Below are 26,981 nucleotides of genomic sequence, written 5' to 3' on the forward strand. Positions count from 1 at the left end.
TTTATGATTGTTTTCCTTTTTGCAGTTGCTTTATTCTTTTGAGTCGTAACATCACCACATCGCGATGTAAGGCTTTAGAGGCTACTTTGCCTACAGTGAGCCCTTGTACCAAGATAGAAAACAATACTACTATATAAGTAATTTGCAACAATGTTTCCTTAAGTCCGCCCTTATCGGCTGGGATAGAGAGCACTAAAGCGATGGAAACTCCTCCTCGCACGCCCCCCCACACCATAGTAATGAGTGAACCTCGGGAATAGGTAGTTGCTTTGCGCAATATGGTTTTGGCGGGGATATAAATCGCTAAACCGCGCCCTAAGAGGCACACGAGAATAGTAACTCCTCCTAAGAGGAACTGTTCATTTAGATTATCGATCAACAACATCTCAAAGCCTATGAATAGGAACAAGATGGCATTCATAATTTCATCGACAATCGCCCAAAACTTCTCCAAATAATCCTTATTTTCGGCACTATTAGCTTTTTTGCCTACATTACCCACAAAAAGCCCTGCAATTACCATTGCTAAAGGGGAGGAAACGTGAGAGGTTTTGGCAATAAGGAAGCCCCCCATTACTACGGCTAAAGTGAGCAAGACACTCACGTGATAGTCGTCGGCTTTTTTCATCATTTCGGAGGTTACCCAACCTAAAAGTACCCCTAAGAAAACACCCCCTCCTGCTTCTAAAAGGAAGAGCTTGGTAACACCATTGAAAGAAGGATCGAAAGTGTGATCGGTAGCCAATTTGAGCACTACAGCGAACATCACTACAGCTACCCCATCATTGAAAAGCGATTCACCAGTAATTTTATTTTCGATGCGTTTAGGCACATTAGCTTGCTTGAGTACCCCAAGTACCACGATAGGATCGGTGGGAGAAATGAGTGTGCCAAAGAGCAAACAATAGAGATAAGGAATTTTAATACCTATCAGAGGTGCTATATAGTACAGCAGTGCTGATATGAAGAAAGCCGATAGCACTACACTCACTGTTGCATAAGTGAAAATAGGAAGCCGGTGGCTTTTAAGGTCGTTAATATTGATATGGAGCGCTCCTGCAAAGAGGAGGAAGTTAAGCATTGCTCCCATTAAGATTTCGGTAAAATCGAATCCTTGTAATAGGGATTCCAGACGGTGTGCTAAACCTGAGAATATCTCACCACCGAAAAGACGTACGCCCACTGATACCATCATAGCAATCACCATAATCCCTATAGTCATAGGTAGTTTTACGTAGCGCACATTCACGTACGAAAACAAGGCGGCTAAGACAATAATCACTGAAAAAGCGTAGTATAACTCCATATTACTATTTTATTTGTGGGCAAAGGTACGAATAATTTGGAAACTTACAAATTTGCTAATTAGCTAATCGCTTTCGTCGGTGTTCAGTGAGTTCAGAGAAGTTGTATTGGAGAGCAGGAGTTTGATCTTCCAATTCACCATTGCTAATGGCACGAAGGATAATTTCTTCTATCCAATAATCTTCTTCGATATTCATAGGGTCATAGCCTTTTTTTAGGGAAAGATCATAGAGCCAAGCGGTTTTATTATACCAATAGGCGTTCCACCCATTGCGGAGTTCTTTTACCAGATCATAGGCAGTACGCCCTGTTTGGCGGTGGATGAGCTTGATGAGGATGCGCCCTTGAGAGCGGGAGAGTTTTTTGAGTTCGTCGGTGAAGTGGTCTTCTATATAACGTTGGGTGCGCTTTACATAGACTTTTCGCTGTTGTTTGTTTTGCATAGTATCCATAGTGCGCTCCATAGTATAAAGGCGATCGGCAGCTATTTTGGCATAAGGATACACGCGTTTTACACGACTTTTGAGCAGTAGATATCGTTTTTGAGCATCGGCATCACCAAAGGAACGTTCTTTGCCAAAGAGGTTTACCTCAGGAAGGTAGATGGTATCACCTTCGTGAAAATCTTGAGCGAACAAGAGGTAAGAGGTAAGAGGTAAGAGGTAAGCTATAAATGGTAGGAGATAATATTTTATATATGTGATGATATTTTTCATAGTGATTTTTTTATTAAGGGCGTATGGCATACGCCCCTGCATAACATACTGCAAAAATTATTCCAAGTTACCTATTTCCCTATTAGCTTCACTACTTCCCTAAAACAGCTATTTTGATAGCAGTGATAGCTGCTTCTACGCCTTTGTTACCTAACTTACCTCCACTGCGATCAAGTGATTGTTGAAGGTTGTTATCGGTAAGAACACAGAAGATTACTGGGACTTTGCTTTGTGCTGCATTGAGTTGAGCAATACCTTGTGTAACTCCTTGACATACAAAATCAAAGTGCTTGGTTTCACCTTGTATTACACAGCCTATTACGATGATAGCATCTAACTGCTGAGTATCGAGCATTCGTTTGGCAGCGTGCACCAATTCAAAACTACCAGGAACTTCCCAAAGGAGGATGTTGCTGTCTACAGCCCCACAATCTTTAAGGGTATCAATAGCACCATTGCGCATTCCGTAAGTTACTTGCTCATTCCACTGAGAAGTAATAATCCCAAAGCGAAGAGCTTTCGCATTTGGGATTGTACTTTTATCGTATTGAGATAAATTCTTGTTTTCTGTTGCCATTTTTTCAGATAAGAGATAAGGGATAAGAGGTAAGAATGTTCATCTTCTACCTTTTATTCTTATCTTGTTTTATTGACTGATTTTTCCGATAAGGATATCGATAGTACGAGCTTCTTCTGAAGTAGGGAATTCATCTTTGATGCGCTCGTAGTATTTGAGAGCGTCGTCTTTTTTACCTTGTAGAGAAGCTACGATACCTGCTTTTTTGAGGTATATAGGAGTTACAAAATCGTTGTTGCTATGTTCAAAGGCTTTGATGTAGTATTTGAGAGCCTCGGCATTATTTTTTTGTTGGAGGTAAGCATCACCTATGTTTCCATAAGCCAAAGCACCGAAAATATCATCATCAGAATTGAATTTTTTGAGGTGGTTGATAGCGTTGTTGTAGTCACGCAAACGCATATAAGCCATACCCATACCATACTCAGCTAAGTTAGCAGCTTTGGTACCGCTATAGTTTTGAGCGATTTGCTGGAAGCCATATTTACCTTTACCGCCTTCGATAGAAACTTTGAAGAGAGAATCTTTAGCTCTTGCATCGGTAGCTTGCATAGCTTCATCAAAAAATTGTTGAGCGAAGAAGAATTCGTTAGCAGCTTTCTTTTCGTTAGGAGCCTTTACAAATTGTTGATAGAGCAAATAGCCTAAGCCTACTACTGCTACAGCTACAAGAACTCCGATAATAATTTTCTGATTTCTTTTTACCCAATCTTCGGTACGATTAGCGCCTGCATCGAGGGCATCGAATACCTCAGCAGTAGTGCTTTCTTGGTGTAATTGAGCTTCTTGAGCTTCGTCGAGTTGCTCGGTATTTCTGTTTCTATTAGGTCGGTTGTTGTTCTTTTTGTAAGTTGCCATATATAATTTTCAATTAAAGTTCGGCAAAAGTACGACAATTATTTGAATTGACAAAAAAAGTTTTAGTTTTTTAGAGGGTTTGGGGAGAAGTTGAGTTTTTTGGATAATGTTGAAGAATTTAGGACAAGGTGAATGAGATGCTTCTAATTACCAACAACTCATTACTAAAATTTGCAAAATTGCTGATTATTTTTTACTTTTGTCGTTTCAAAGAAAATTTTTTTATGCTGATAAAAGAACCATTATATTATTTTTCTGCTATACGAAAACGCTTTAGAAATTCTTACTTAGCAGAAGATATTCATCAGATTATCATTGGGATAGATTGCGATTACTTCGATGCTTACAGTCATAATTACACCTCTTTGCAAGCCAATTACCAGCAACAAACACCCATCGCGCCCTTTGCGGGACTTTTTGGGGTATTAGGCTATGAATCAATTCATTTTTTTGAAAATATTCCCACACAAGAGCAAGCACAATACGAGTTTCCCGCTTTTGTATTTGCGAATGCAAAAGCCTATTTGCATTATTCCAAAGTGAATAAAGTGTACTCTTTTTACGGCGATGAAGTATTATATTTCAACTTTTTGGAAGAAATGAACGCAGAGCCTCTGGATACTGTTGAAAAACCTTTTTATCACATCAATACCGACCTGAATGAAGAGCAAATACACTTCTACAAGATTGTTGAAAAAGCTAAGGAATACCTACGTGCTGGCGATATTTTTCAAGTGGTATTAAGCGAACAACTCTGTTTGGAAAGCAACCTCAACTCTTTAGAATTTTATAAACTACTCAGCAAAGCCAATCCCTCTCCTTATATGTTTTTCTTCCCTACTCCTTATGGAGAGGTGGTGGGGTCAAGTCCTGAAATATTAGTAGAAATGAACTCGGAAACTATGTATATAGCACCTATCGCTGGTACACGTCCACGTGGTAAAGATGCCAACGATGACGCCCGTTTGGCACAAGAACTTCTCGCCGACCCTAAAGAGTGTTCTGAGCACCGAATGCTGGTTGATTTGGCACGCAACGATATAGGGCGCTTTGCTGAGAAAGGTACCGTGCAGGTGAAGAATATGATGCACATCAAGCAGTTAGAACACGTGATGCACATAGTAACCGATGTGTACGGTCGCAAGCGCAAAGAGGTATCGCTTTTTGAGGTGATTGGAGCCGTATTCCCTGCAGGCACGCTGAGTGGAGCGCCTAAAATACGCGCTATGGAAATCATTGCTGAACTGGAAAAATACCGGCGCAATGTGTATGGAGGAGGTATTGGTTTTTTACACTTCAACGGCAACGTACAGCTCGCTATTGTGATACGCAGTGCTTTTTTTGAGAAAACAGCTTTTGAAGAGAAAGAATACACCCGTGTATTTATACAAGCTGGAGCAGGAGTTGTTTACGATTCTATCCCTGAAAAAGAATATGCTGAAATACAACACAAAAGAGCTTCGGTAGTGAAAGTGTTTGAGAAGAATTGCAATCTACACCCCCAACCCCTCTACCAAGGAGAGGAGGGCAATCCGTAAAAAGGACTATAACTAATGACTAAAACCTAACAACTAAAAATGATTTTACTAATAGATAATTACGATTCATTTGTTTTTAATGTAGCACAATACCTCGGTGAACTCACTGATGAAGAAGTACGTACTGTGCGCAATGACCAACTCACTCTTGCCGAGATACGCGCTCTAAAGCCCTCACGTATAGTGCTTTCACCAGGACCTAAACACCCTAAGGACAGTGGGATTTGTTTGGAAATACTAAAAGAAATTACCGATATTCCTATTTTAGGTATCTGTTTAGGGCATCAGGCGTTTGGATTGGTGCACGGTGCCACTGTAAAACGATTAGAAGTGCCTTTACACGGCAAGACTTCTGTGCTTACCGTTACCGAACCACAATCGGTATTGTTTAAAGGCTTGCCTCAGCAGTTTAGCGTGATGCGTTACCACTCGCTATATGTAGATAAAGACACCTTGCCACAGGAACTTATCATTACTGCCCTCTCGGACGATGGGGTAATTATGGCATTACAACACAAAACAAAGCCTATTCACAGTATTCAATTTCACCCTGAATCGTTTTTTACTGAATACGGCAAAAATATACTCAAGAACTTTTTGATAGGAACACAAGCTGTTCAAAGCGTTCAAAATACTGAGGAAAAAGCCAAAGCCTACGCCAATGAAGTGTTCAAAACAGCTTTGAAGAAACTGCAAGAAAATCAGCCGTTAGGCGATAGCGATTTCAAACAGATATGTGAGGTATTGCACAGCAAGCAGTACGACATCGTACAATTAGGCGCGCTCTTAGTGCTTATCAGCGAAAAAAGTTTATATCCAGAATCACTTACTGCCTTCGTGCGCAACATCTTGGCATATAGCACCACCTTTGCCGACCCAAGACCAATGATAGACCTCTGTGGTACAGGAGGCGACGGACTCAAAACTATTAACATTTCTACCACGGTAGCCTTTATAGTAGCTGCCTTAGGCGTGAAAGTAGCGAAACACGGCAACAGGTCGGTTACAAGCCAAAGTGGCAGTACCGATGTGTTAGGAGAGCTTGGTATTGCGATGGAAAGCAACTTGATGAAGCAATTAGATAGCTTGGAGAAAAACGGATTAGCATTCTTCCACGCACCTTTCTTCCATAACTTAGTAGGCGAAGTACGTGAAGTGCGACAACGTTTGGGTATCCGTACGGTGTTCAATGTATTAGGACCTCTGTTACACCCCAATACAAAACTAAAATACCAATTAGTAGGTTTATATCACGAGCCCGTGATGCGCCTCTATGCTGAAACACTACAGCTTTTAGGACGCGAACACGCTTTAGTAGTGCGTGGCAATGATGGTTTAGATGAAATAAGTATTTGTGATGAGACTAAGATTGTAGAGGTAAAGGGTAAACAAATACTAGAGTATACCATAGCGCCTGAAATGTTTGGCTTTAAGCGTGCTTTTCACACTGATATACAAGGTGGCACGCCTACTGAAAACGCTGAGATACTACGTCGCACTCTCAAAGGTGAAGAGCGCGGTGCTAAAGCCGATATCGTGATACTCAACGCAATGTTTGCTCTCTATACCGCCAATGTAGTAAAACACCCCGCTGAAGCTAAACCTCTTATTGAAGAAGCATTAAGGAGTGGAAAAGTATGGAACTATTATCAATTAACAATGAACAATTAACAATTAATAATTAACAGGTTTCATTTATGGATATTCTTTCTAAAATCAAAGAACAACGCGAAATACAATTACATCGTGAAATAGAAGAATGGGCGCGCCCTTATTTAACGCAGGCTATACAACAACCTAGCATTAGCATTATTGGTGAAATTAAACGTGCTTCTCCCTCTAAAGGACAAATAGCAACAGAAGATTTCGACCTTCTAAAGCAAGCTCAACACTACGCAAATAACCGCGTAGCTGCCTTTTCTATCCTCACTGAAGAAGCTCACTTTAAGGGAGATAACGCTTTTATTCCCATTGTAGCCAAAGCTTTCCCTACGATGCCTATCCTCCGCAAGGATTTTATCTATACCCCTTTTCAGGTATTCCACGCCAAGAGTTTAGGAGCTTCGGCAATTTTGCTGATTGTACGTATGCTTACTGATGATGAGCTGATGTTCTTGCATCTGTTAGCTCATTCTTTGGATTTAGAAGTATTAGTAGAAGTTCACAATAAAGAAGAACTACAACGCGCTTTACAAGTGCCTGATTTAGAACTCTTAGGTATCAATAATCGCAATCTCAATACTTTCGAGGTATCGCTCAAAACAACAGAGCAACTACTGAAAGCGATTCCCAAAAGCCAACGAGAAGAACTATTGATAGTAAGCGAAAGTGGCTATCACAATAAAGAAGATATTGTATATGCCGAAAGTTTAGGCGTTGATGCCCTTTTAATAGGAGAAGCCCTAATGAAAGGAGAGATTTTTTAATGACGAGAGACGAATGACGAGGAACGAGTTGCAAATTACGAGAGATAAGATGACAAAAGAAAAAACTAATATAAAACTTACTTTTATTGTGTATGGTGAAATGTTTGATATTGAGCAACTCACTCGCATTATAGGAGTAACTCCTACAGATCAAGCCTATAAAGGAGACCAACTGAAGTATCGCATTAGTGAAGAAACTTTTTGGGAATACAAATTTGCTCCTATAGAAACATTGCTTATTGAAGATTGTTTAGCTGAATTTGAGCAAATGATAAAACCTGTTTTAAAAGAACTTTCAGCTTTTATCAAAGCTCATCAACTTACCACTCAATTACGGTTTTGTGTAAATCACTATGAAATAAATGCAGCTTTGACTTTTGAAACTACTATTCTTGATATACTTCATCAACTCAATGGTGAGATTGATATAGACCAGTATTTTTACAAATGACCACTCAACTAAAAATATGTGGAATTCGCTCTCTTAGTGAAATCCAAGAACTGAAGGATTTGCCTATTGATTACTTCGGCTGTATCTTTACGCCTAAAAGTCCGCGTTATGTGAGTGTGGATTTAGCAAAAGATATAGTTACTGAAATACACTCAGTTGGCAAAGTGGCAGTAGGGGTATTTGTGAATACCCCTATACACGAACTGCAACAAATTCAGCAACAAACAAACATTGATATACTGCAACTACACGGCAATGAAAGCGTTGAAGATTGCAGCTCCTTACACAACGCAGGCTACACTCTTTGGAAAGCCTTTTCAGTGTACGATGCTTTACCTGATATTACTCCCTATCATCCTTATATTCAATATCCTTTATTCGATACCAAAGGCATTGCTGAAGGTGGTAACGGCACTCGATTTAACTGGGAAATACTTAAAAACCTATCGCCTTATTCTTATATTTTAGCAGGAGGTCTTGAGGTAAATAATGTACAAGAAGCCTTGTGTTATCATCCTGCAATATTAGATGTGAACAGCAAAGTAGAATGCAACCACCGCAAAAATCGCTCACTTGTGGAAAAGATAATTAGTAAATTAGCAGATTAGAAAATTAACATAATGAATACAAAATCTTATTTTGGTAAATTTGGAGGACAATACGTGCCTGAAACCGCTATGTTCGCTTTAAACGAATTAGAATCCGAATACCTTAAAGCCAAAGCCGACCCTACCTTTCAGGAAGAACTAAACGACCTACTCAAAAACTATGTAGGTCGTCCTACCCCCCTTTATCACGCCAAAAACTTAAGTGCGCACTACGGTCAGCAGATTTACCTGAAACGCGAAGACCTCAACCATACTGGAGCTCATAAGATTAACAATGCTCTGGGGCAAGTATTGCTTGCCAAACGTATGGGCAAGAAAAAAGTGATTGCCGAAACTGGTGCAGGACAACACGGGGTGGCAACCGCTACTGCGGCGGCTCTCTTAGGATTGGAATGCGATGTGTATATGGGTGCAGTAGATATGGAGCGCCAAAAGCTAAATGTTTTCCGTATGGAACTCTTGGGCGCACACGTAGTAGCCATTCACGACGGACTTAAAACGCTTAAAGAAGCGACTACCGCTGCTATTCAATCGTGGGTAGCTGAGATTGAAACAGTGTTCTACGTGATAGGCTCGGCAGTAGGTCCTCACCCCTACCCTTCAATGGTAAAAGATTTTCAATCGATTATAGGTACAGAATGCCGTGAGCAACTTAGTGCTTTAGGCTTGCACGCCGATCACGTAATTGCTTGTGTAGGTGGTGGTAGTAATGCCATTGGCATCTTTTCAGGATTTTTAGATGATGATACTACACACCTCTACGGAGTGGAAGCAGGTGGTTACGGTATTGATACCGATATGCACGCTGCTACCCTCACTTTAGGCAAAGAAGGTATTATTCACGGAATGAAAACTTATGTTTTACAAGATAAGTACGGACAAATAAGTCCGGTACATTCTATTTCGGCTGGACTTGATTACCCTGGGGTAGGACCTCAGCACGCCTATCTCTTTGAAAGTGGTAAAGCTACATATATACCTATCACCGATGCGGAGGCTATGGAGGCTCTTGTGCGCACCACTCGTTCTGAAGGAATTATCCCTGCCATTGAAAGTGCTCACGCTTTGGCGTATTTAGAAAAATTATGCCCCACCTTGCCTGCTAATCAAACTATAGTAGTAAATGTATCGGGTAGAGGTGATAAAGATATGCACACTGTTTTTTCAGTATTAAAAGGAGAAAAAGATGAAATATAAAACTATAACAGATATTTTTGCCGAAAAGAAAAACGTTAATATCGGCTATATAGTAGCAGGCTACCCCTCTACTCAATTTACAAAAGAATTTCTCACGAAGTTAGACGACTCGGCTATTGATATTTTGGAAATAGGCATTCCCTATTCCGACCCCTTAGCCGATGGTAAACACATTGCTGAAGCTTCATTTGCTGCCTCACAAGCAGGGGTTACTACCGATGTAGTGTTTGACCTTCTCAATTCAGTAAAAGAAAAAATACATAAGCCTTTAGTGTTTTTAGTGTATTACAATCTCGTTTTTGCTTATGGAGTAGAAGCCTTTGTAAAGCAAAGTGCTGAAATAGGTATCAAAGGTATGATTATCCCCGATTTGCCTTATGAAGAAGCCACCGAAGTAGCACAACTGCTAAACGCTCATAACATTGCTTTTATTCCTTTGGTGAGTGTAACTTCTGGCGATCGCATTGCTAAAATCGCTTCTTTGGCTAAAGGTGGCTTTGTATATGCTGTGGGGTCTTTGGGGGTAACGGGTAGCAAACAGGTTGATTTAGGTAAATTGGAACAGTTCATTACCAACATCAAGCAACATACCACCCTACCTGTAGCGTTAGGATTTGGCATCAAAACGAATAGTGATGTACAAACGATGCGCCATTACGCCGATGGAGTGATTGTAGGTACGAGCATCGTCATTCTCACCCAAAACAATGATGTAGCAAAAACTATGAAAGAAATTGAAGAACTATTTAGGTAACATTTGGGTAACAAATAACGAGTAACTTTGTTAGAGTCTAACGACTTTAACAAAGTTTTTTTTAACGATTAGTCATTAACGACTGCTTTCCTAACTTACTGATTACTTACGTTTTCGTAAGAAAAACAAACTTTAGTAAAGAAAAACGTACAATAGGTAAAGAGTACTTTGTTAATCAATTCTTAATTTTGTCGCAAAGAAAAAACTTTAAATTTTTGTATAATGAAAAACATCATTAGCATTTGTATTTTGTTGTTCAGCATCCCGATGTTGGCACAAAAAGTAACCATTACGGGGGTCGTTACTGATGAAAACCAACAACCCCTTCCTGGTGCGACGGTAGTAGTAGAGCCAGCGCACACAGGTACGGCTACTGATTTGGATGGGCGTTTTTCCTTGAATGTACTCTCTACTGATAAACTCGTAGTGAGCTATATAGGGTATCAGCCAAAAACCATAGCCGTAGGCAAAACGCGTACCTTTAAAATAACGCTCTCTCCTGAAGTAACTCAAATGGACGAGGTAGTAATTGTAGGGTACGGTACTCAACGGAAAAGCGATATTTCTACGGCAGTAGCTTCGGTGAAGATGGCAGATATCGCCCAAAGCAGTCCGTCACAAGTATTGCAAGCGTTGCAAGGTAAAGTGAGCGGGGTGCAAATCATCTCTTCTGATGGTTCTGCTACCAGCGGACTCACCTTTAGAATTCGCGGGGTAAACTCCATCACAGGAGGTACGCAACCGCTATTTGTTATCGATGGGGTGCCAATGCCTACTCAAAGGGTAACCAATACCAATGACGATGTGGCTACCAACCCTTTGCTCGGTTTGAACCCTAACGACATTGAGTCGATGGAAATCCTCAAAGATGCCGCTGCAGCAGCTATCTATGGATCTAATGGTTCTAATGGGGTAGTACTTATCACCACCAAAAAAGGCAAGGAACTCGCTAAACCTAAATTTAACTTCAGCTATGCAAGTTCCATTGAAATGATGCCTAATATCCCTTTGAAGGTGCTCAGTGCTGAAGATTACACTCACAAAATGCTCGACTATGGCACTTGGGGCAACCAACCTCAAATAGACTTTTGGCAACGAATGATTGCTGAAAAAGGCTGGAATCACCCTGCTGTGAAAGATTGGTTGAAAGAAGTTACCCAAACAGGTACTAAAAACGAAGCTAACGGTAGCATTATGGGGGGTACCGACCAAACCCGTTATATGCTTTCTGTGGGCTATCTCAACCAAAAAGGACTTATCAAGCGTTCTGCTTTCAACCGCTTTACTTCACGCCTCAACCTCTCACAGAAAATTAACGACAAGATGAATGCAGGTATCAACCTTTCGTATGCCGTTTCTAAGGATAAAAATCCTGTGAGTGATTGGTCTCAAAATGGAGTGGTACTCAGGGCTTTGCAAACTTCTCCTTTCTTAGACTACCCTGGTTTTGGCACCCTGATGAGCTATCCTAACATTCGCACAATGAGCCCTAAGGTAGCAGTAGACCAAGTGGATATCAATACCAAATACAACGAGCTCAACGCCAATGTATACCTCAGTTATCAACTGCTCAAAGATTTGAGTTTTAACACCAGCGCTTCTTACCGCTTGCACACTATTGGTCAAGACCGTTTTTGGGGTCCTGATACTTGGTTTGGACAATCAGAACGCGGACGTATGGAACTCTCTAATCGCAATGAGAACAGCTGGGTATACGAAGCTCGCTTGCAGTACTCTAAAAGCATCAATAAGCACTATTTTTCTATAATGGGCGCTTTTGAAGCCAATAAGTATTGGACAGATTATACTTATAACAAATCTACCAACTTCGAGGATACCAAACAAGGTATTTGGGGTATCAACCAAGGGTTAGTAACCTATGCGCCTTTGTACACTTATGATGGCAACCAATTAGTATCCTACATCAGTAGAGCAACTTATAGTTATAACAACAAGTATGTGCTCAATGCTTCTTTGCGTGCTGATGGTTCTTCTAAATTTGGTAAGAATAACAAATACGGTTATTTCCCTGCTATTTCTTTAGCTTGGAATGCTCACGAAGAAGACTTTATCAAAAAAATAGAAGCTATTTCCAATTTGCGTTTGCGCGGTAGTTTTGGTATGACAGGTAACAACCAAATCCCATCTTACCAATCTTTAGCGCAACTCGCTAAAAATAAAGTAGTTTTAGACGGTAACAAAGTGGAAATCGGTCGTTATACCAGCAATATTGCTAACGATAACCTCAAATGGGAAAGCCAAAAGCAATATAATATCGGTTTAGATTTGTCCTTCCTCAAAAACCGCTACACCTTTTCTACCGAATTGTACTACAAACGCATAGACGATATGCTTTTAGAAGTGAATATCCCTTCTACTTCAGGATTCCAAAAAGCGTGGAAGAATGCAGGTTCAATGGAAAACAAAGGTCTCGAAGTAAGTTTCAATGCACAATGGTTGCGTGATGGCGATTTCAAATGGACAACTGATTTCAATATTTCTTTCTACCGAAACAAAATCCTTTCATTAGACGAAGGTCAGTATCAACAGTTTTACGACCGTGGCATCAACTCCAAAATCAAAAGTGATGTGCTTTTGCGCGTAGGTATGCCAGTGGGTATTTACTATGGTTATGTAGCCGATGGTGTATTCCACAACCAAAACGAAGTGGACAATGCACAACCAGGTCCTAACGTAGCTTTAGGAGGTTTGCGAGTGAAAGACATCAACCACGATGGTGTAATCGATACTAACGACCGTGTGCCAGTAGCCGATGTAAACCCATTACATACAGGGGGTATAGGCAACACTTTCTCCTATAAAGGCTGGGAATTATACGCTTTCTTGCGCTGGTCGTATGGCAACGATGTAGTAAATGGTAACGCTTACTACCTGACTGGCACTAAGAATATCGACAATATCACACAAAGTGTTTATAACAACGTGTGGTCGGAAGCTCACCCCGACCGCAACTTCCCACTCTTTGGAGGTGGTTTCTGGGCTGAAAACGCTTTCCGCAGCGACTTGGTAGAAGATGGTTCATTCTTGCGTTTGCAAACCGTGAGTCTCAGCTACAATTTGCCTAAGGAGGTATTAGAGCCTTATAAACTCAACAAATTGCGCATAGGGGTAACAGGTACTAACCTCGCTCTTTGGACACGTTATTCAGGTTTTGACCCCGAAGCTAATACAGGTTATGGCACCATAGCTCGTTTAGCACCAGGGCTTGATATGAGTCCGTACCCACGACCTACATCGGTTTTATTCTCAGTAGAAGTTGGTTTTTAAAAATTTATAGATTATGAAATTACATATTACAACCATTATAGCAATAGGGGTAAGCCTCGGATTGAGCAGCTGTGCCAAGTTCTTGGAAGAAGACCCCAAGAGTACTCCTACTTCTCAATTTTTCTATGAAAATGAGTTGGATGCTCGCCAAGCAATGAACGGCACTTACCGTTACCTCACCGATGTATATGTTACAGGACACGGTACCAAACAAATCAGTACTGACCTTGCCAAACGCGCCGATTGGGATGAAGGAGGAGGCTTGCGTAACTACAAATTCGGGTCAGACAACGATTATATTACCCAAATGTGGCAACAGCATTATGCCGCTATTAAAAACTGTAACTCAGTAATCGATAATGTAACCGAACACCAAGGTCGCATCAACAATTGGGAACGTTATGTAGGCGAAGCTCGTGGTGTGCGTGCTTACTTGTATTTTGATTTGGTGCGCTGGTTTGGTGATGTGCCTTTGGTTGTGAAAGAAACCAAATCACTCAACGACCTCAAAGTATCTCGTACCCCACAAAAGCAAGTGTTTGAGCAAATTATTGCCGATTTTATCTATGCAATGGATCACGTAGCCGAAAAAGGTGATACGGGCAATGGTTATCAATACGGACGTATTACCAAAGATGCTTGCCGCGGTTTCTTAGCTAAAGTACACTTGTGGCTCGCCTCAGTAGCACAACGCGACGGACGTGAAATACTCGGTTCAGCTACTGAAAACTACACCAAAGCAATGAATTACGCCAAAGAGGTCATACAAGGCGGTCGCTATCAATTAGTGGAATACTATCCCGATGTATTCAACGCTAAAACCAAAGTAAGTGAAGCCCCTAAAGAAGTGATATGGTGCGTACAAGGTCTTACAGGCGACGATACTGGTACCCTCACAGGGATGCTTTACGGAATGAGAGGTAATGAAAACTTAGGTGGCTCGTGGGATAACATTTCCAGTTCCGATTACCATCGTATGATTTATGAACCCTCCGACTCTATTCGCCGATTGTGGAACTGCCCCCGTGTGCAAGTGCTCGACAACGGTAAAATATGGGGATGGGATTATAAAATCTATTGGGATACCCGTGTAGATCAACCCCTCAGTAGCGCTACCGAAAACAACAACTGGGTGATGTGGAGTATCGGTAAATTCCGCCGCTTTCCATTAGCCGATGCCTCTTCCTATAACTATAAAAACTTTGGTATGGACGAGCCTCTCCTCCGTTTTGCGGATGTACTCCTCATTTATGCAGAGGCTTATAACGAAGTTAATCATTCACCTGGAGCTTATACACCCTCATCTTCTTTAGCGATGAATGGCACCAACGTGCAAAGTGCTTACGATGCAGTGAACTTAGTGCGCAAACGCGCTCGTATTTCTAACAAAGCAGGCGGACGCATCGTACACCGCGATGCCTTGCCTCGTGATTTGGATAAAACTCATATCAACGATGTAAATACAGCAGTCCCCGATTGGAAAACATCATCTTATGGCTATGACTACGCAGGTACTGCTATGTGGACAGCCAAACATTACAGCGATGACTATACCGCTTTCCGCACCGAAATATTGAACGAACGCGCTCGCGAGCTTGTAGGAGAAACTACCGACCGCTGGTGTGACCTCGTACGCCGTGGTATCTTGGTACAAGCCTTGCAAAATTGGCGTATCAACAATCCGTTTATCAGTGGAGAAGAACGCCGTATTCCTGCACCTGCTGCTCCTGAGAATGTTCGCCCTTATCATCAATTGTTACCTATTCCGCTTAGCGAATTAGACGCAAATAAGAATTTAACTCAAAACCCTGGATACTAAAATGAAAACACATATATTACTCATTAGCGGGTTGTTACTCACGGCCTTAGGTGGTTGCACTAAGGATAAACCCGAAGATGTAGACCTATCAGTAACAGCCGATAAAACCCAAGTAAGGGTAGGCGACCCCGTAACTTTTACAATTCATCACAATGTAAATGCTTTGGCTATCTACACCGGTGATGAAGGACACGATTACCTAAAGAGTATAGACAATGTACTCAAAGGAAAGACTTCTGAGGAATTGCAAGGTAAAAACTATCGCCCTACCGACCCTGATGTGAAACCTTACAAAGTAGATTTTACTTCTACACAAGTAGGGAGCACTACTTTAGCCGATGGCGCTTTTGAAGTGCGTAATGCCAATAGCGGTAATAACTTAGTTGGCAGTCAAGCCGAAGTAGTAACCGATGCTACCATAGGTAAAAATGTAGTGAAAGTGAATGCCAAACACCCTAACTGGTGGTATGAGGCTTTGCGATTGAACGTAAACACCAAAGTAGGAAGTGATAAAAAAATGACACTGCGAATGAAGTTTGCGACAACTACTCTAAAAAGTGCAAACGACGAAAGTGAACACCCTGAAGAAACTAAATTCCCTATCGTGATACGTTTAGGAGGTATCGCTGAAGGAGAAACAGCTGTAACTTTCAAAGATGATACTGTTTGGGATTTGTTTGTAACTCCTAAGACAGAATATACTGATTACACTTTTGATATCGGTCGTACCATCGCAGCGTGGGAAAGTGCTGTAAACAAAAAAATGGCAACGCTTTCTTATATTCAGATTTTGTTTACTACTGTAGGGGCTAATATCGGCTATATAGGCGATTACTTTGTTGAATCAGCAAAATTTGGTTCTATTGATTATAAGGCTTTCGATACAGGAAAAGGTATTACCATTACCGATAATTCTGGGGTAACCAAATACACTCACAAGTATGACAAAGCAGGTACTTATGAGGTTGTGGTAGTAGGCAGTAGCAGTGGTTTTAAAAGCTATTCCAAAGATGGCTACAAAACTGATGTAGGTGCTGTAAGTGCTAACGAATACAAGTACAACAACGAATATCGCACTATCAAAATCACCGTAACACCGTAATAATTACGAATGACGAGTTACGAATGACAATTGTGTTAATTATTAATTGTTAATTGTCAATTGTTTAATATTTTTGCGCTCTAAATGAATAATGAAACTGACAAATGAATAGATTGATAAAGCTCTTGCGAATCCTGTTGTTGTGGTATTTTCTTTCCTCTATTTTCTTAGGAGAAGGATTGTGGATAAAGCTACAAGCGCAAGAAACTTTCCTTTTCCACCATCTCACACGCAATGAAGGCTTGTTGCACGACAACGTTACTTGCATTGCTCAGGATTCGTTGGGCTTTATTTGGTTAGGCACGCATCGCGGTCTCAACCGTTTTGATGGCTATACCCTTGATGCCTATAAGTACGAGCAAGACCCTATCAATTCGGTGTACTACAATCGTGTGTATAGCCTGCAACCTATGGGGCGTTATCTTTGGGTAGCTACCGAAGCAGGAGTAGCTTGCTTTGATATACACCTCAAACAGTTTATCAATTTCAAAATAGACGACCCTCTTGATTTAGCTTTCTATACCAAAGTAAAACTCTTACAAAAAGGCACAAACAATGAACTTTGGCTTTTGAGCGAAAACCAAATTAGGCGTGCTAAGGTAGTGTGGAATCAGCATAAGAAAACACTTACGCTAAAAACATTGCCTATGGGCTCTGCCTCACAACTCACTACTTCGCAACTCAATCCGCAAATAGCGGTGAGCGAGAAAGGAGAAGTGTGGCTTTCGGGTTTCCCTTGGTTATCGGCTTACGTTCCTGAAAAAGGCACACTAAAAGCCCTACCCGAAAAGGTGAACAACATAGGTTCAGGTATCGTAAAGATGCTCTATACCGATGGTTATTTATGGGTGATTTACCGTGATAGTTTGGTGAAATACGCTTGTAATTCTAACAACACCTATACTATAGTTGCTAAAAAAGAATTTGCTTTAAACGAGCATCTGCTTTCACTAGATGTGGGTAGCCAATACGTGTGGGTAGTGAATGAAGAGAGTATCTTTCAGTTAGATAAAAACACGCTCAACCTGCTAAAAACACATAGCCATTCACCTTCCAATCCGTATTCAGCAAGCAATCATATCAATAGTGTGTTCTTAGACAAGGACAGCAATTTGTGGGTATCAGCTTGGTCTAATGGCGTATCCTACAGCAGCACGCGCGATGCGTTCTTCAAAACAGTATGGATAAAACCCCAAAGTAAAGTAGGGTCGGAATTTGTGAGTACAATGCACTACGACCCCGATGGTTATGTGTATATAGGCAATAAGTTTGGAGGGGTTATTCGTTTTGATACCCGCAAGCAGCAATTAGAAGAACCTTATTGCAATGCTACCGAACTTTCACCTAACGTCACGAGTATTCAGAGCGATAAAGCACATTTGTACGTATCGGTTCGCGAACGTGTATTTGTGATTGATAAACAGAGTAGACGCATCATCAGTTCTTTTCAACCGCAGTGTAAAGATTATATTTTTGATATCAAACTCGATTCCTTTCAACGTTTGTGGATTACCACCTATTCTGGTTTAGAATGCTTTGAGGAGCGAAATGGACAATGGCAAAATATCTATGCCTTTACCGAAGCAACTCCCGAACCTCGTAGGTTATCTACTAACAAGCTCCACAAAATATATGTGGATAAAGCCAAAAATGAATTGGTGATAACCTCGGTAATGGGCTTAAACCGATTGCAACTTAATGCTAAAGGTGAAGTAGTGCGTGTGCTCAAATACGCTGCCGATACTCAAACCTCTCACAGCCTCAGTAGCAATTATCTTTGGGCAATTGATAAAGACAAAGATACTTATTGGATAGGCACTATGGGCAGCGGGCTCAACAAGGTTATCTTCACCGATAACGCCAACGGAACTCCTGCTTATACTGCCGAACATTACGGCATAGATGAAGGGGCTACCTCTAATGATATCGAAAGTGTAGAAGTAGATGCTTTTGGCAATGTGTGGTGTGGAGGTTTCTATTTGAGTTTCTTTGATACAAAGCTAAAACGTTTTGCAGCTTTCAACAATAGCGATGGCTTGCAAGGACATAGTTTTGGTACAGCTTCCTCTTGCAAAGATGCTGAAGGGAATTTGTACTTTGGAGGCTCTCACGGCTTTAACTATTTCAAACCACAAGCACAAATACCTGTATCGGCAAAACTGAAAGCACATTTTAGTAGGTTTGAGAATAATGGGAAGGTTGTCAATTCGGCTATAGAGTTTACTAACACTCTCACTATAGGCTATCCTAACAACAACTTTTCAGTTTATTTCACAACCCTTTCCTACAAAGCACCTCAACACCTGCGTTATCGTTATAAACTTGAAGATTACGACACCGATTGGCACTATATCGCTGCGAATACCGAAGTACCTCACGCTACCTATCAAAAACTGCCTTATGGCACCTATAAACTATTAGTGGAGGTAGGCGATTGGCAACAGTGGAGCGGAGCGCAAACCGAGCTTATTGTAGTTTCTAAACCGCCTTTTTGGCTCACGTGGTGGGCGTATTTGTTGTATGCAATCATTTTAGTTTCCTTGTTATTTATAGGATTTCGTTACTTTATCCGATGGACACAAATGAAGCATACCATAGCTGTACAAGAGGAAAAAGAGCGCCATAAAGAAGAACTTATGCAAATGAAAATGCAGTTCTTTACGGATGTCTCTCACGAGTTCCGCACCCCTCTTACCCTTATGAGCCACGCAGTAACCGAAATGGAAGAGGAAATGCCCACCAATAAGTATGTACATACTCTTAAACGCAATACGGGCAAACTCAGCAATATGGTGAACGAACTCCTTGAAATACACCGTATGGATGTATACACCCCTCAGTTGAAGGCTAATTACATTTCAGTAAATAGCTATGTACAATCCATCTACAACGAGTTTAAGGAGTGGGCAAACCAAGTAGCGATAACACTGCAATTAACACTGCCTGAACAAGAAGTGAAGTTGTGGTTAGACGAGAAATATTTTAGTAAGATTCTTTCTAATATTCTCTCCAATGCCATTAAGTACTCCAATGCGAGCAGCACTATAAAGCTATCAGTATCAGTGGGTAACTTAAACGAAGTTACACCGCTCTACAAGAATACTTTTGAGAACACTACACGCACCTTAGCTGGCAAACAACTCATCGTGAAAGTAGAAGACGAGGGGGTAGGACTTGAAAAAGAAGCCTTGCCCGAAATCTTTGAACGCTTCCACCGTGTAGAGGGACAAGGACAGAAAAGAGTGGGCTCAGGCATCGGACTTTCTTTGGTAAAATCATTAGTTGAAGCGCATCGCGGTGGGATTATCATTAGCAGTAAGCCTAATGTAGGTACCGAAGTGATCATCACTTTCCCTATGGACGATAGTTACCTATTGCCGGAACAGAAATTGCAAGACAGTGCTTTTCAGCTAAAAGAATACTTATCGGACTATGCGGTTGAGTATGAACATCTAAACGATGAAGAAGATGAATTTGTAAATTTGCCTCAGGAAGATAAACCTACCTTGCTTTTAGTGGACGACAATCACGAGGTACTGATGATACTCAAAAACATCTTTATCAAAGAGTACAACATCATTCTCGCCTCCGATGGCGAACAAGCGATTGAGAAGTGCAATCAGCATTTTCCTAATTTGGTCATATCGGATGTGATGATGCCTAAAATTGACGGATTTGAGCTTTGTGCTATCTTGAAAAAGAACCTACAAACTTGCTTTATCCCTGTGATTTTACTCACCGCAAAATCGCAAATAGAATCGCAAATAGAAGGAATTGAGTTAGGTGCTGATGCCTACCTTACGAAACCTTTTGATGTGAAACTACTCAAAACCAATGTGCGCAACTTGCTCAACAAGAGCAAACAGCACGCTCCTATTGAGAATATTCGTCAAAAGGTAATTGATAAAAAACAACAAGAACAATTAGACAAGCTCACTCACTTAGTAGTGACCAATATGCAAAACCCACATTTCTCGGTAGATAACCTCTGCCTTGAACTCGGTATGAACCGCACTAAGTTGTACAGCTTTGCCAAACAAGCTACCGAGCTTACCTTGGCAAACTACATTCGCAAAATACGCTTAGACAAAGCTGCCGAACTGCTCAAAACTACCGATAAACTCATCAGTGAAGTGTGCTACGAAGTAGGAATCGATAGTCCGTCATATTTCACAAGAGCTTTTAAAGAACAATTTGGGGTATCACCCTCAGAATTTATTTCAGGTAAGAGATAAGAGGTAAAATAGATACCTAACACCTGACACCTAAAAACTAACGACTAATGAAAAGAATATTTGCTTTTGTTACTTTGTGCAGTTCGCTATGGGCGAGCGCACAACAGCCCACTGAAATCACCCTACTACCCAATGAACAATGGTGGGGTGGCTTTACGGGCGTAGGCAAAGAAATGCCTTACCAGCCATCGGAGCGCATTTACAACTTGCGCACCGAGAATTTTAATAACCAATCGGTGCCCTTTCTGTACTCTAATCAAGGGCGTTATATCGCTTCAGAAGCTCCTTTTGCTTACCAATTTAAAGAAGGAAAGATACTTATCACGCCTTCACGGGCTGAGGTGAGTTGCCACACAGCTGGCACTACCCTCAAAAGTGCCTATCAGGCAGTGAGTAAACAATACTTTCCGCCTTCTGGGGTAATCCCCCCCAAAGTGTTCTTTACCAAACCGCAATACAACACTTGGATAGAACTTATTTACAATCAGAATGAAAAGGACGTTTTAGCCTACGCCAAAGCCATTCTGGATAACGGAATGCCAACGGGAGTAATAATGATTGATGACAACTGGCAAAAAGACTATGGCGTATGGCAATTTCGTCCAGATAAGTTTCCTACCCCTAAGGAAATGATAAACCAGCTCCACCAAATGGGCTTCAAAGTAATGGTATGGGTATGCCCATTCGTATCTCCCGATAGCCAAGAGTACCGTTTTTTGCGTGACAAAGGTTATTTAGTGAAGAAAAAAGGAGCTGATACCCCTGCTATCCTCGATTGGTGGAACGGACTTAGTGCTTGCTACGACCTCAGCAATCCCGAAGCCTTTGCTTACTTTGTGAATATGCTTAAAGACCTACAAAAAGAATACGGCATCGATGGATTTAAGTTTGATGCCGGTGACCCCGAGCGTTATTTGGCGGAAGATGTAGAGGTTTTCGACAAAAAATCTTACGATACTGAACAAACCTACCTTTGGGGTAAATTAGGCTTAGAATTTCCTTACAACGAGTTCCGCGCTTGCTGGAAATTAGGCGGACAGGCTTTGGTACAGCGTTTGGGGGACAAGAGTTACTCTTGGGATGGTGTAGCCCGTTTAGTGCCTGATATGATAGCCGCAGGACTCAACGGTTATGCTTTCGCCTGCCCCGATATGATAGGCGGAGGGGAATACGGCAGTTTCTTGAATGTAGACCCTACTAAGTTCAATCAGAAACTCATCGTGCGCTCTTGCCAAATACATTCGATGATGCCTATGATGCAATTCTCAGTAGCTCCTTGGCGCATTCTCTCGAAAGAGAATTTGGCTATCTGTATCAAATACGCCAAATGGCACGAACAATTAGGCGACTATATCATAGCCGAAGCTAAAAAATCGGCACAAACAGGAGAACCTATTGTGCGCAGTATGGAGTATGCTTTTCCTCATCAGGGTTTCGCTAATTGCAAAGACCAATATATGCTGGGCGATAAGTATTTAGTAGCCCCTGTAATGACCGAAAGCGATGTTCGCACTGTAAAACTCCCCAAAGGCACTTGGCAGGATGAACAAGGCAAAAAGTACAAAGGAGGCAAACAGTACACCCTAAAAGTACCTTTAGAGCGATTGCCTTATTTTGTAAAGATAAAGTAATAAATATAATAGCGCTTTGATAACCAATGTAAGGGCGTTTTGCAAAAGCCCTTACAAAAGAAAACCTTATTAAAAATTTAACAATATGAAAAAATGCTTTTTAACGTTATATGCTTTATTAGCAGTCTCTATCTCTTGCCAAAGCAAAGAAGACAACACTAACAGTGGGGAAGGCACGCAGTCTTCTACCACCCAATCGCAAACTACCCAACCCTTACCCCCTAATACCCAACTCACTCAAATAGTGAATTACCAACCTACTAATGAAATATTCTTAAACCCCGAAAGAGGTTTCTTAACACACCAAGATCAAAAAAGTGATAGCTGGCAATTAAATGCCAATTGGGTAAGAGAAAAAAGAGAAAAAGAGGGACTTAGCCTTGTTCTCACCATCTATTATTTGAATGAGTTTCGCGAGCAACCTATTTCAGAAAACTTTTTAAATCGCATTCGCAATAATATGCGTGCTATTCGCGAAGGAGGTAGCAAGGTTGTGTTGCGCTTTGCCTATTCGTACGATCAAAACGACTACAATAATGGCAAAGGAGATGCTTCTTGGGAGTGGACAGAAAAACATCTCAATCAATTAGCTCCTATCATCAAAGAAAATGCTGATATTATAGCCGTGTGGGAATCTGGTTTTGTAGGGGTGTGGGGTGAATGGTATTACACGAATCATTACACCTTTAAACCTGCTGATAACGCCCAAGCGTATGAACCGCGCAAGAAAGTATTAGCCAAAGAGTTGAGTATTTTGCCTAAGGATAGAATGGTAAGTGTGCGTTACCCCAAAGCCAAACTCTACACTCAAAACATAGGCGTAGGCAATGCTCTAACGGCACAAACGGCTTTTAGTGGTAGCGACCTTTCTCGTATAGGTTTTCACAACGATTGTTTCCTCGCCGATGACGACGATACTGGCACCTATCACCACATACAAGAGCATCGCAAATATGTAGCCAATGAAACTCAATACGTAGTAATGGGGGGCGAAACCTGCCGTCCGGCATCAGGCTACTCTTCTTATGCCGAGTGTAGTAACGCTATAAAAGATATGGCTACCTATCATTGGAGCTACCTCAACCAAGACTATTATGAAGGGATTCTAAACCTCTGGAAAAACAAATGTATGGATGATATCAAAAGGCGTCTCGGTTATCGCTTTGTGCTTACTGAGGGAAAATTGAATGATAATATCAAAGTAGGAGGAAAATTACAACTGCAATTGAAGATTAAAAATGAAGGTTTTGCAGCGCCTTTCAATCCGCGTGAAGTACAGATAGTGCTCACAAAAAAAGGAACTGACGAAAAACACATTTTCAAAGTAAATACCGACCCTCGCCGTTGGGCAGCAGGCAGCACTACCGAAGTGGGTACAGAGATAACTCTTCCTAAAAATCTTACCGCAGGAGAATACAACGTATATCTCAACCTCCCCGACCCCTACAAGAGCCTATCCACTCGCCCCGAGTATAGTATCCGTTTAGCTAATAAAGAAGTATGGGAACCCCAAACTGGCTACAACAAGATTCACACAATAAAGATTAAGAATTAAAAATTAGCCGTTAGAAATTAGTAATTAGTCGTCAAACAAATCGGATTAGTTCGGTTTGTTTGACGACTAATTTTTCCAATCACCAAATTGGTTAATTGACAAATTATTTATACCTTTGCCCAAAAATAAGAACAATAATGAAAAAAATAATCACACTTTTTGCTATAACTACAACTTTTAGTTCTTGTAGTTTCTTTTCTAATGCAGCTAAAGATGCTGCCAATACTACTGAAGAAATCGCTAATACAACTGCTACTAAAGCAGGTGAAATTATGGGAAGTACTGCGCGTTCTTTCGGCGATGGCGTAGGAGAAGGTATTGATAAATCGGGTAATTCTATGCTAAAAATTTCAGAATCTCTTAGCAACCGCGGTTTAAAATTAGGTCATCACACCGTTAGTGATGAAAATGGCAATGACAACAAACTTTCTCTCTACTTCATTTTCGAAAAAGACTTTGAAGGAAGCGTAATGGTAAAAATCCTCAACAAACAAGGTGTTGAAGTAGGACGTGTAAAACAACAAATTAAAGGAAAAAAAGACGATGCTGCTTATTTTGACTTTGTATTCGATTCTCGCACTAACATCGACCCTAAATACAATATAATTATAGAATAAAGCATTAGCTCTTACCTAAATAAAATGAATACTATAGAACAATATAACAAAGTAATTGAACAATGCCGCAGCCTCTTTACTAACAAAATGAAAGACTATGGCAGCGCGTGGCGTATATTGCGACTCCCCTCTCTCACCGACCAGATTTTCATCAAAGCACAACGCATTCGCGGACTACAAGAAAACGCTGTACACAAAATAGACGAAGACGAAACTACCGAGTTTATAGGCATTATCAACTATGCTCTAATGGCACTCATTCAAATAGATAAAGGCATCGCCTCTCAACCCGACCTCAGTTTGGAGGAAGCTACAGCCCTCTACGATGCCAAAGTAGTAGAAGCTCGCACCCTAATGGAAGCCAAAAACCACGATTATGGCGAAGTATGGCGTGAAATGCGCGTGAGTTCTCTCACCGATATCATCCTCCAAAAACTCTTACGCGTAAAACAAATTGAAGACAACCAAGGCAAAACACTCGTAAGCGAGGGTATTGCAGCTAACTATCAAGATATAGTAAATTATGCTGTATTTGCCCTCATTCATTTAACAACTAACACCTAAACAAATGGAAACCAAAATATCTGTAATAGGCGGGGGAAGCTGGGCTACAGCTCTCGTCAAAATACTTACTGCCAATATCGACCAAGTGTGTTGGTATATGCGCAATGAACAAGCTATTGAGCATATCAAAGCAACCAAACACAACCCTAACTACCTCAGCGACGTACACTTGAACATCAACAAGCTATACCTCACTAACGATATCAACGAGGCAGTAGTTTTTAGCGATTATATCGTCTTCTCTATCCCTTCAGCTTTCTTAAGTGACGAATTAGAAAAACTCTCCGAACCACTATCTAACAAAAATATTTTTTCTGCTATCAAAGGTATCGAACCTAAAAGCGGACTCATCGTAGGTGAGTATTTCAATAAAATACATCACGTGCCTTACGCTCAGATAGGTATCATTGCAGGTCCTTGTCACGCCGAAGAGGTAGCCCTCGAACGTTTGTCATACCTCACTATTGCTTGTTTGGACGAGGAAAAAGCACGCTTTATGGCTGAAGCAATGAAACGCCATTATGTGAAGACTAAAATATCCGACGATGTGGTAGGTATTGAATACGCTGCTATGCTCAAAAATATCTATGCCCTTGCTGCCGGTATCGCACACGGATTGGGCTATGGCGATAACTTCCAAAGCGTACTGATGAGCAATGCCATTCGCGAGATGCGACGCTATATCAAGCATATTTACAAAATCAAACGCAATATCAACAACTCCGCTTATCTCGGTGATTTACTCGTAACTGCCTACTCGCTTTTCAGTCGCAATCGTATGTTTGGCACGATGATAGGCAAAGGCTATACCGTAAAGAGTACAATGGCTGAAATGAATATGGTAGCCGAAGGTTATTACGCCACCAAAAGCGCCTACCTCATCAACAAAAATCAAGAAAAACCAAGCCGTACCCCTATACTCAATGCCGTCTACAAAGTATTATACGAAAGCAAAAGAGCGAGTATAGTGTTCTCAGAACTCACCGGAGAATTGGATTAGTTTCCTCCCCTGCCCCTCTAAAGGAGAGGATCTCACGTGAGAAAATCATTGTTAAACTTTTATTTATCCCCTTAAATCCTTTTTATGGATTTGTCCCCTCTCTTTTAGAGAGGGGAACGGGGTGAGGATTATTATGTTCACAGGAATTATAGAAGAAATAGGTAAAATCGTACGAATAGAACGCGAACAAGCGAATCTGCATTTATACGTGAAAAGTTCGTTTACTAATGAACTAAAAATAGACCAAAGTGTTGCCCACAATGGGGTGTGCCTCACCGTAGTAGCTATCGACGGCGATGTATACCAAGTAACTGCGATTGCCGAAACCCTTGCCAAAACCCACTTAGGCAGTTTGCAAGTAGGCGATGCAGTAAACTTAGAGCGTGGTATGCTCCTCAACACCCGCTTAGACGGACATATCGTACAAGGTCATACCGACCAAACAGGGACTTGTAGTGCCATCCAAGAGGAAGCCGGTAGCACCCGCTTTACTTTTCAGTACGACCCTTCTACGGGTAATGTAGTAATAGAAAAAGGCTCTATCACTGTGAATGGCGTAAGCCTCACTGTAGTCGATGCCACTCGTGATAGTTTTAGTGTAGCGGTAATCCCATATACTTTAGCACACACCAATCTACAACATTTACAAATAGGTGGCATTGTAAATTTAGAATTTGATGTAATAGGTAAATATGTCGCCCGACTTATGCAACGATAAAATATAGATTTTGCCAGAGTTC

21 protein-coding genes are annotated in these 26,981 nt (G+C 41.1%); 17 read left to right on the forward strand and 4 right to left on the reverse strand.

The genetic code is table 11. The features are described 5' to 3' along the window. Position 1: 1 nt before the first annotated feature. The 4 genes from CGC57_RS03860 to CGC57_RS03875 form a co-directional block, all read right to left on the reverse strand. Positions 2 to 1,306 carry a cation:proton antiporter gene (locus tag CGC57_RS03860; protein WP_095898035.1) on the reverse strand — a complete coding sequence of 435 codons (1,305 nt, stop codon included), beginning with the start codon at positions 1,304 to 1,306 and terminating at the stop codon, positions 2 to 4. A gap of 55 nt (positions 1,307 to 1,361) precedes the next feature. Further along, the gene (locus tag CGC57_RS03865) at positions 1,362 to 2,021 is read right to left on the reverse strand and encodes a DUF4294 domain-containing protein (protein WP_040361484.1); all 660 of its coding nucleotides are present in this window, start codon (positions 2,019 to 2,021) and stop codon (positions 1,362 to 1,364) included. Positions 2,022 to 2,112: 91 nt separating this feature from the next. Continuing rightward, complete coding sequence (gene ribH / locus CGC57_RS03870) at positions 2,113 to 2,598, reverse strand: 6,7-dimethyl-8-ribityllumazine synthase (RefSeq protein ID WP_095898036.1); 486 nt, start codon at positions 2,596 to 2,598, stop codon at positions 2,113 to 2,115. A gap of 69 nt (positions 2,599 to 2,667) precedes the next feature. Next, positions 2,668 to 3,456, reverse strand: a complete 789-nt coding sequence (locus tag CGC57_RS03875) for a tetratricopeptide repeat protein (RefSeq protein ID WP_095898037.1) — start codon at positions 3,454 to 3,456, stop codon at positions 2,668 to 2,670. Between the two features lie 224 nt (positions 3,457 to 3,680). Here CGC57_RS03875 and CGC57_RS03880 point away from each other — a divergent pair, with 224 nt between their 5' ends. The 17 genes from CGC57_RS03880 (at position 3,681) to CGC57_RS03960 (ending at position 26,959) form a co-directional block, all read left to right on the forward strand. Next, entirely contained in the window at positions 3,681 to 4,994 is a 1,314-nt protein-coding gene (locus CGC57_RS03880) for an anthranilate synthase component I family protein (RefSeq protein ID WP_095899452.1), read from the forward strand. Between the two features lie 39 nt (positions 4,995 to 5,033). After that, positions 5,034 to 6,665 carry an anthranilate phosphoribosyltransferase gene (trpD, locus tag CGC57_RS03885; protein ID WP_095898038.1) on the forward strand — a complete coding sequence of 544 codons (1,632 nt, stop codon included), beginning with the start codon at positions 5,034 to 5,036 and terminating at the stop codon, positions 6,663 to 6,665. 26 nt (positions 6,666 to 6,691) lie between these two features. Further along, positions 6,692 to 7,420: an indole-3-glycerol phosphate synthase TrpC gene (locus tag CGC57_RS03890; protein WP_095898039.1), complete on the forward strand. Its 729-nt coding sequence runs from the start codon at positions 6,692 to 6,694 to the stop codon at positions 7,418 to 7,420. A gap of 49 nt (positions 7,421 to 7,469) precedes the next feature. After that, entirely contained in the window at positions 7,470 to 7,871 is a 402-nt protein-coding gene (locus CGC57_RS03895) for a DUF4279 domain-containing protein (protein WP_095898040.1), read from the forward strand. Continuing rightward, positions 7,868 to 8,479 carry a phosphoribosylanthranilate isomerase gene (locus tag CGC57_RS03900; RefSeq protein ID WP_095898041.1) on the forward strand — a complete coding sequence of 204 codons (612 nt, stop codon included), beginning with the start codon at positions 7,868 to 7,870 and terminating at the stop codon, positions 8,477 to 8,479. The genes CGC57_RS03895 and CGC57_RS03900 overlap by 4 nt, the downstream gene beginning before the upstream one ends. A gap of 12 nt (positions 8,480 to 8,491) precedes the next feature. Continuing rightward, positions 8,492 to 9,676, forward strand: a complete 1,185-nt coding sequence (trpB, locus tag CGC57_RS03905; RefSeq protein ID WP_095898042.1) for a tryptophan synthase subunit beta — start codon at positions 8,492 to 8,494, stop codon at positions 9,674 to 9,676. Next, positions 9,666 to 10,430 carry a tryptophan synthase subunit alpha gene (trpA, locus tag CGC57_RS03910; RefSeq protein WP_095898043.1) on the forward strand — a complete coding sequence of 255 codons (765 nt, stop codon included), beginning with the start codon at positions 9,666 to 9,668 and terminating at the stop codon, positions 10,428 to 10,430. Before trpB ends, trpA begins: the two co-directional genes overlap by 11 nt. Before the next feature lie 222 nt (positions 10,431 to 10,652). Beyond that, positions 10,653 to 13,718 (forward strand): SusC/RagA family TonB-linked outer membrane protein, encoded by a 3,066-nt coding sequence (locus CGC57_RS03915; RefSeq protein WP_095898044.1) that lies wholly within the window; start codon positions 10,653 to 10,655, stop codon positions 13,716 to 13,718. A 13-nt stretch (positions 13,719 to 13,731) separates the two neighbouring features. After that, positions 13,732 to 15,537, forward strand: a complete 1,806-nt coding sequence (locus tag CGC57_RS03920) for a RagB/SusD family nutrient uptake outer membrane protein (RefSeq protein ID WP_095898045.1) — start codon at positions 13,732 to 13,734, stop codon at positions 15,535 to 15,537. A 1-nt stretch (position 15,538) separates the two neighbouring features. Then, positions 15,539 to 16,639, forward strand: coding sequence for a DUF5017 domain-containing protein (locus tag CGC57_RS03925; RefSeq protein ID WP_002680456.1), 1,101 nt, complete (start codon positions 15,539 to 15,541; stop codon positions 16,637 to 16,639). Positions 16,640 to 16,743: 104 nt separating this feature from the next. Continuing rightward, on the forward strand, positions 16,744 to 20,874 hold the full coding sequence (locus CGC57_RS03930) for a hybrid sensor histidine kinase/response regulator transcription factor (RefSeq protein WP_095898046.1): 4,131 nt from the start codon (positions 16,744 to 16,746) through the stop codon (positions 20,872 to 20,874). A gap of 47 nt (positions 20,875 to 20,921) precedes the next feature. Next, positions 20,922 to 22,505, forward strand: a complete 1,584-nt coding sequence (locus tag CGC57_RS03935; protein WP_095898047.1) for a glycoside hydrolase family 31 protein — start codon at positions 20,922 to 20,924, stop codon at positions 22,503 to 22,505. Between the two features lie 85 nt (positions 22,506 to 22,590). Continuing rightward, complete coding sequence (locus CGC57_RS03940; protein ID WP_095898048.1) at positions 22,591 to 24,060, forward strand: DUF4832 domain-containing protein; 1,470 nt, start codon at positions 22,591 to 22,593, stop codon at positions 24,058 to 24,060. 137 nt (positions 24,061 to 24,197) lie between these two features. Next, positions 24,198 to 24,677 carry a hypothetical protein gene (locus CGC57_RS03945; protein ID WP_095898049.1) on the forward strand — a complete coding sequence of 160 codons (480 nt, stop codon included), beginning with the start codon at positions 24,198 to 24,200 and terminating at the stop codon, positions 24,675 to 24,677. Between the two features lie 24 nt (positions 24,678 to 24,701). Then, positions 24,702 to 25,241, forward strand: coding sequence for a DUF1599 domain-containing protein (locus CGC57_RS03950; protein WP_002680534.1), 540 nt, complete (start codon positions 24,702 to 24,704; stop codon positions 25,239 to 25,241). Between the two features lie 4 nt (positions 25,242 to 25,245). Then, on the forward strand, positions 25,246 to 26,241 hold the full coding sequence (locus tag CGC57_RS03955; protein ID WP_095898050.1) for an NAD(P)H-dependent glycerol-3-phosphate dehydrogenase: 996 nt from the start codon (positions 25,246 to 25,248) through the stop codon (positions 26,239 to 26,241). Positions 26,242 to 26,374: 133 nt separating this feature from the next. After that, entirely contained in the window at positions 26,375 to 26,959 is a 585-nt protein-coding gene (locus CGC57_RS03960; protein ID WP_095898051.1) for a riboflavin synthase, read from the forward strand. Positions 26,960 to 26,981 lie beyond the last annotated feature (22 nt).

The organism is Capnocytophaga sputigena (assembly GCF_002302495.1).
Classification (GTDB): Bacteria; Bacteroidota; Bacteroidia; order Flavobacteriales; family Flavobacteriaceae; genus Capnocytophaga; species Capnocytophaga sputigena.

Bases quoted from the DNA above. Each gene is read 5' to 3' on its own strand.
- CGC57_RS03860 (WP_095898035.1), bottom strand. From the start codon at position 1,306: ATGGAGTTATACTACGCTTTTTCAGTGATTATTGTCTTAGCCGCCTTG.
- CGC57_RS03865 (WP_040361484.1), bottom strand. From the start codon at position 2,021: ATGAAAAATATCATCACATATATAAAATATTATCTCCTACCATTTATA.
- ribH (WP_095898036.1), bottom strand. From the start codon at position 2,598: ATGGCAACAGAAAACAAGAATTTATCTCAATACGATAAAAGTACAATC.
- CGC57_RS03875 (WP_095898037.1), bottom strand. From the start codon at position 3,456: ATGGCAACTTACAAAAAGAACAACAACCGACCTAATAGAAACAGAAAT.
- CGC57_RS03880 (WP_095899452.1), top strand. From the start codon at position 3,681: ATGCTGATAAAAGAACCATTATATTATTTTTCTGCTATACGAAAACGC.
- trpD (WP_095898038.1), top strand. From the start codon at position 5,034: ATGATTTTACTAATAGATAATTACGATTCATTTGTTTTTAATGTAGCA.
- CGC57_RS03890 (WP_095898039.1), top strand. From the start codon at position 6,692: ATGGATATTCTTTCTAAAATCAAAGAACAACGCGAAATACAATTACAT.
- CGC57_RS03895 (WP_095898040.1), top strand. From the start codon at position 7,470: ATGACAAAAGAAAAAACTAATATAAAACTTACTTTTATTGTGTATGGT.
- CGC57_RS03900 (WP_095898041.1), top strand. From the start codon at position 7,868: ATGACCACTCAACTAAAAATATGTGGAATTCGCTCTCTTAGTGAAATC.
- trpB (WP_095898042.1), top strand. From the start codon at position 8,492: ATGAATACAAAATCTTATTTTGGTAAATTTGGAGGACAATACGTGCCT.
- trpA (WP_095898043.1), top strand. From the start codon at position 9,666: ATGAAATATAAAACTATAACAGATATTTTTGCCGAAAAGAAAAACGTT.
- CGC57_RS03915 (WP_095898044.1), top strand. From the start codon at position 10,653: ATGAAAAACATCATTAGCATTTGTATTTTGTTGTTCAGCATCCCGATG.
- CGC57_RS03920 (WP_095898045.1), top strand. From the start codon at position 13,732: ATGAAATTACATATTACAACCATTATAGCAATAGGGGTAAGCCTCGGA.
- CGC57_RS03925 (WP_002680456.1), top strand. From the start codon at position 15,539: ATGAAAACACATATATTACTCATTAGCGGGTTGTTACTCACGGCCTTA.
- CGC57_RS03930 (WP_095898046.1), top strand. From the start codon at position 16,744: ATGAATAGATTGATAAAGCTCTTGCGAATCCTGTTGTTGTGGTATTTT.
- CGC57_RS03935 (WP_095898047.1), top strand. From the start codon at position 20,922: ATGAAAAGAATATTTGCTTTTGTTACTTTGTGCAGTTCGCTATGGGCG.
- CGC57_RS03940 (WP_095898048.1), top strand. From the start codon at position 22,591: ATGAAAAAATGCTTTTTAACGTTATATGCTTTATTAGCAGTCTCTATC.
- CGC57_RS03945 (WP_095898049.1), top strand. From the start codon at position 24,198: ATGAAAAAAATAATCACACTTTTTGCTATAACTACAACTTTTAGTTCT.
- CGC57_RS03950 (WP_002680534.1), top strand. From the start codon at position 24,702: ATGAATACTATAGAACAATATAACAAAGTAATTGAACAATGCCGCAGC.
- CGC57_RS03955 (WP_095898050.1), top strand. From the start codon at position 25,246: ATGGAAACCAAAATATCTGTAATAGGCGGGGGAAGCTGGGCTACAGCT.
- CGC57_RS03960 (WP_095898051.1), top strand. From the start codon at position 26,375: ATGTTCACAGGAATTATAGAAGAAATAGGTAAAATCGTACGAATAGAA.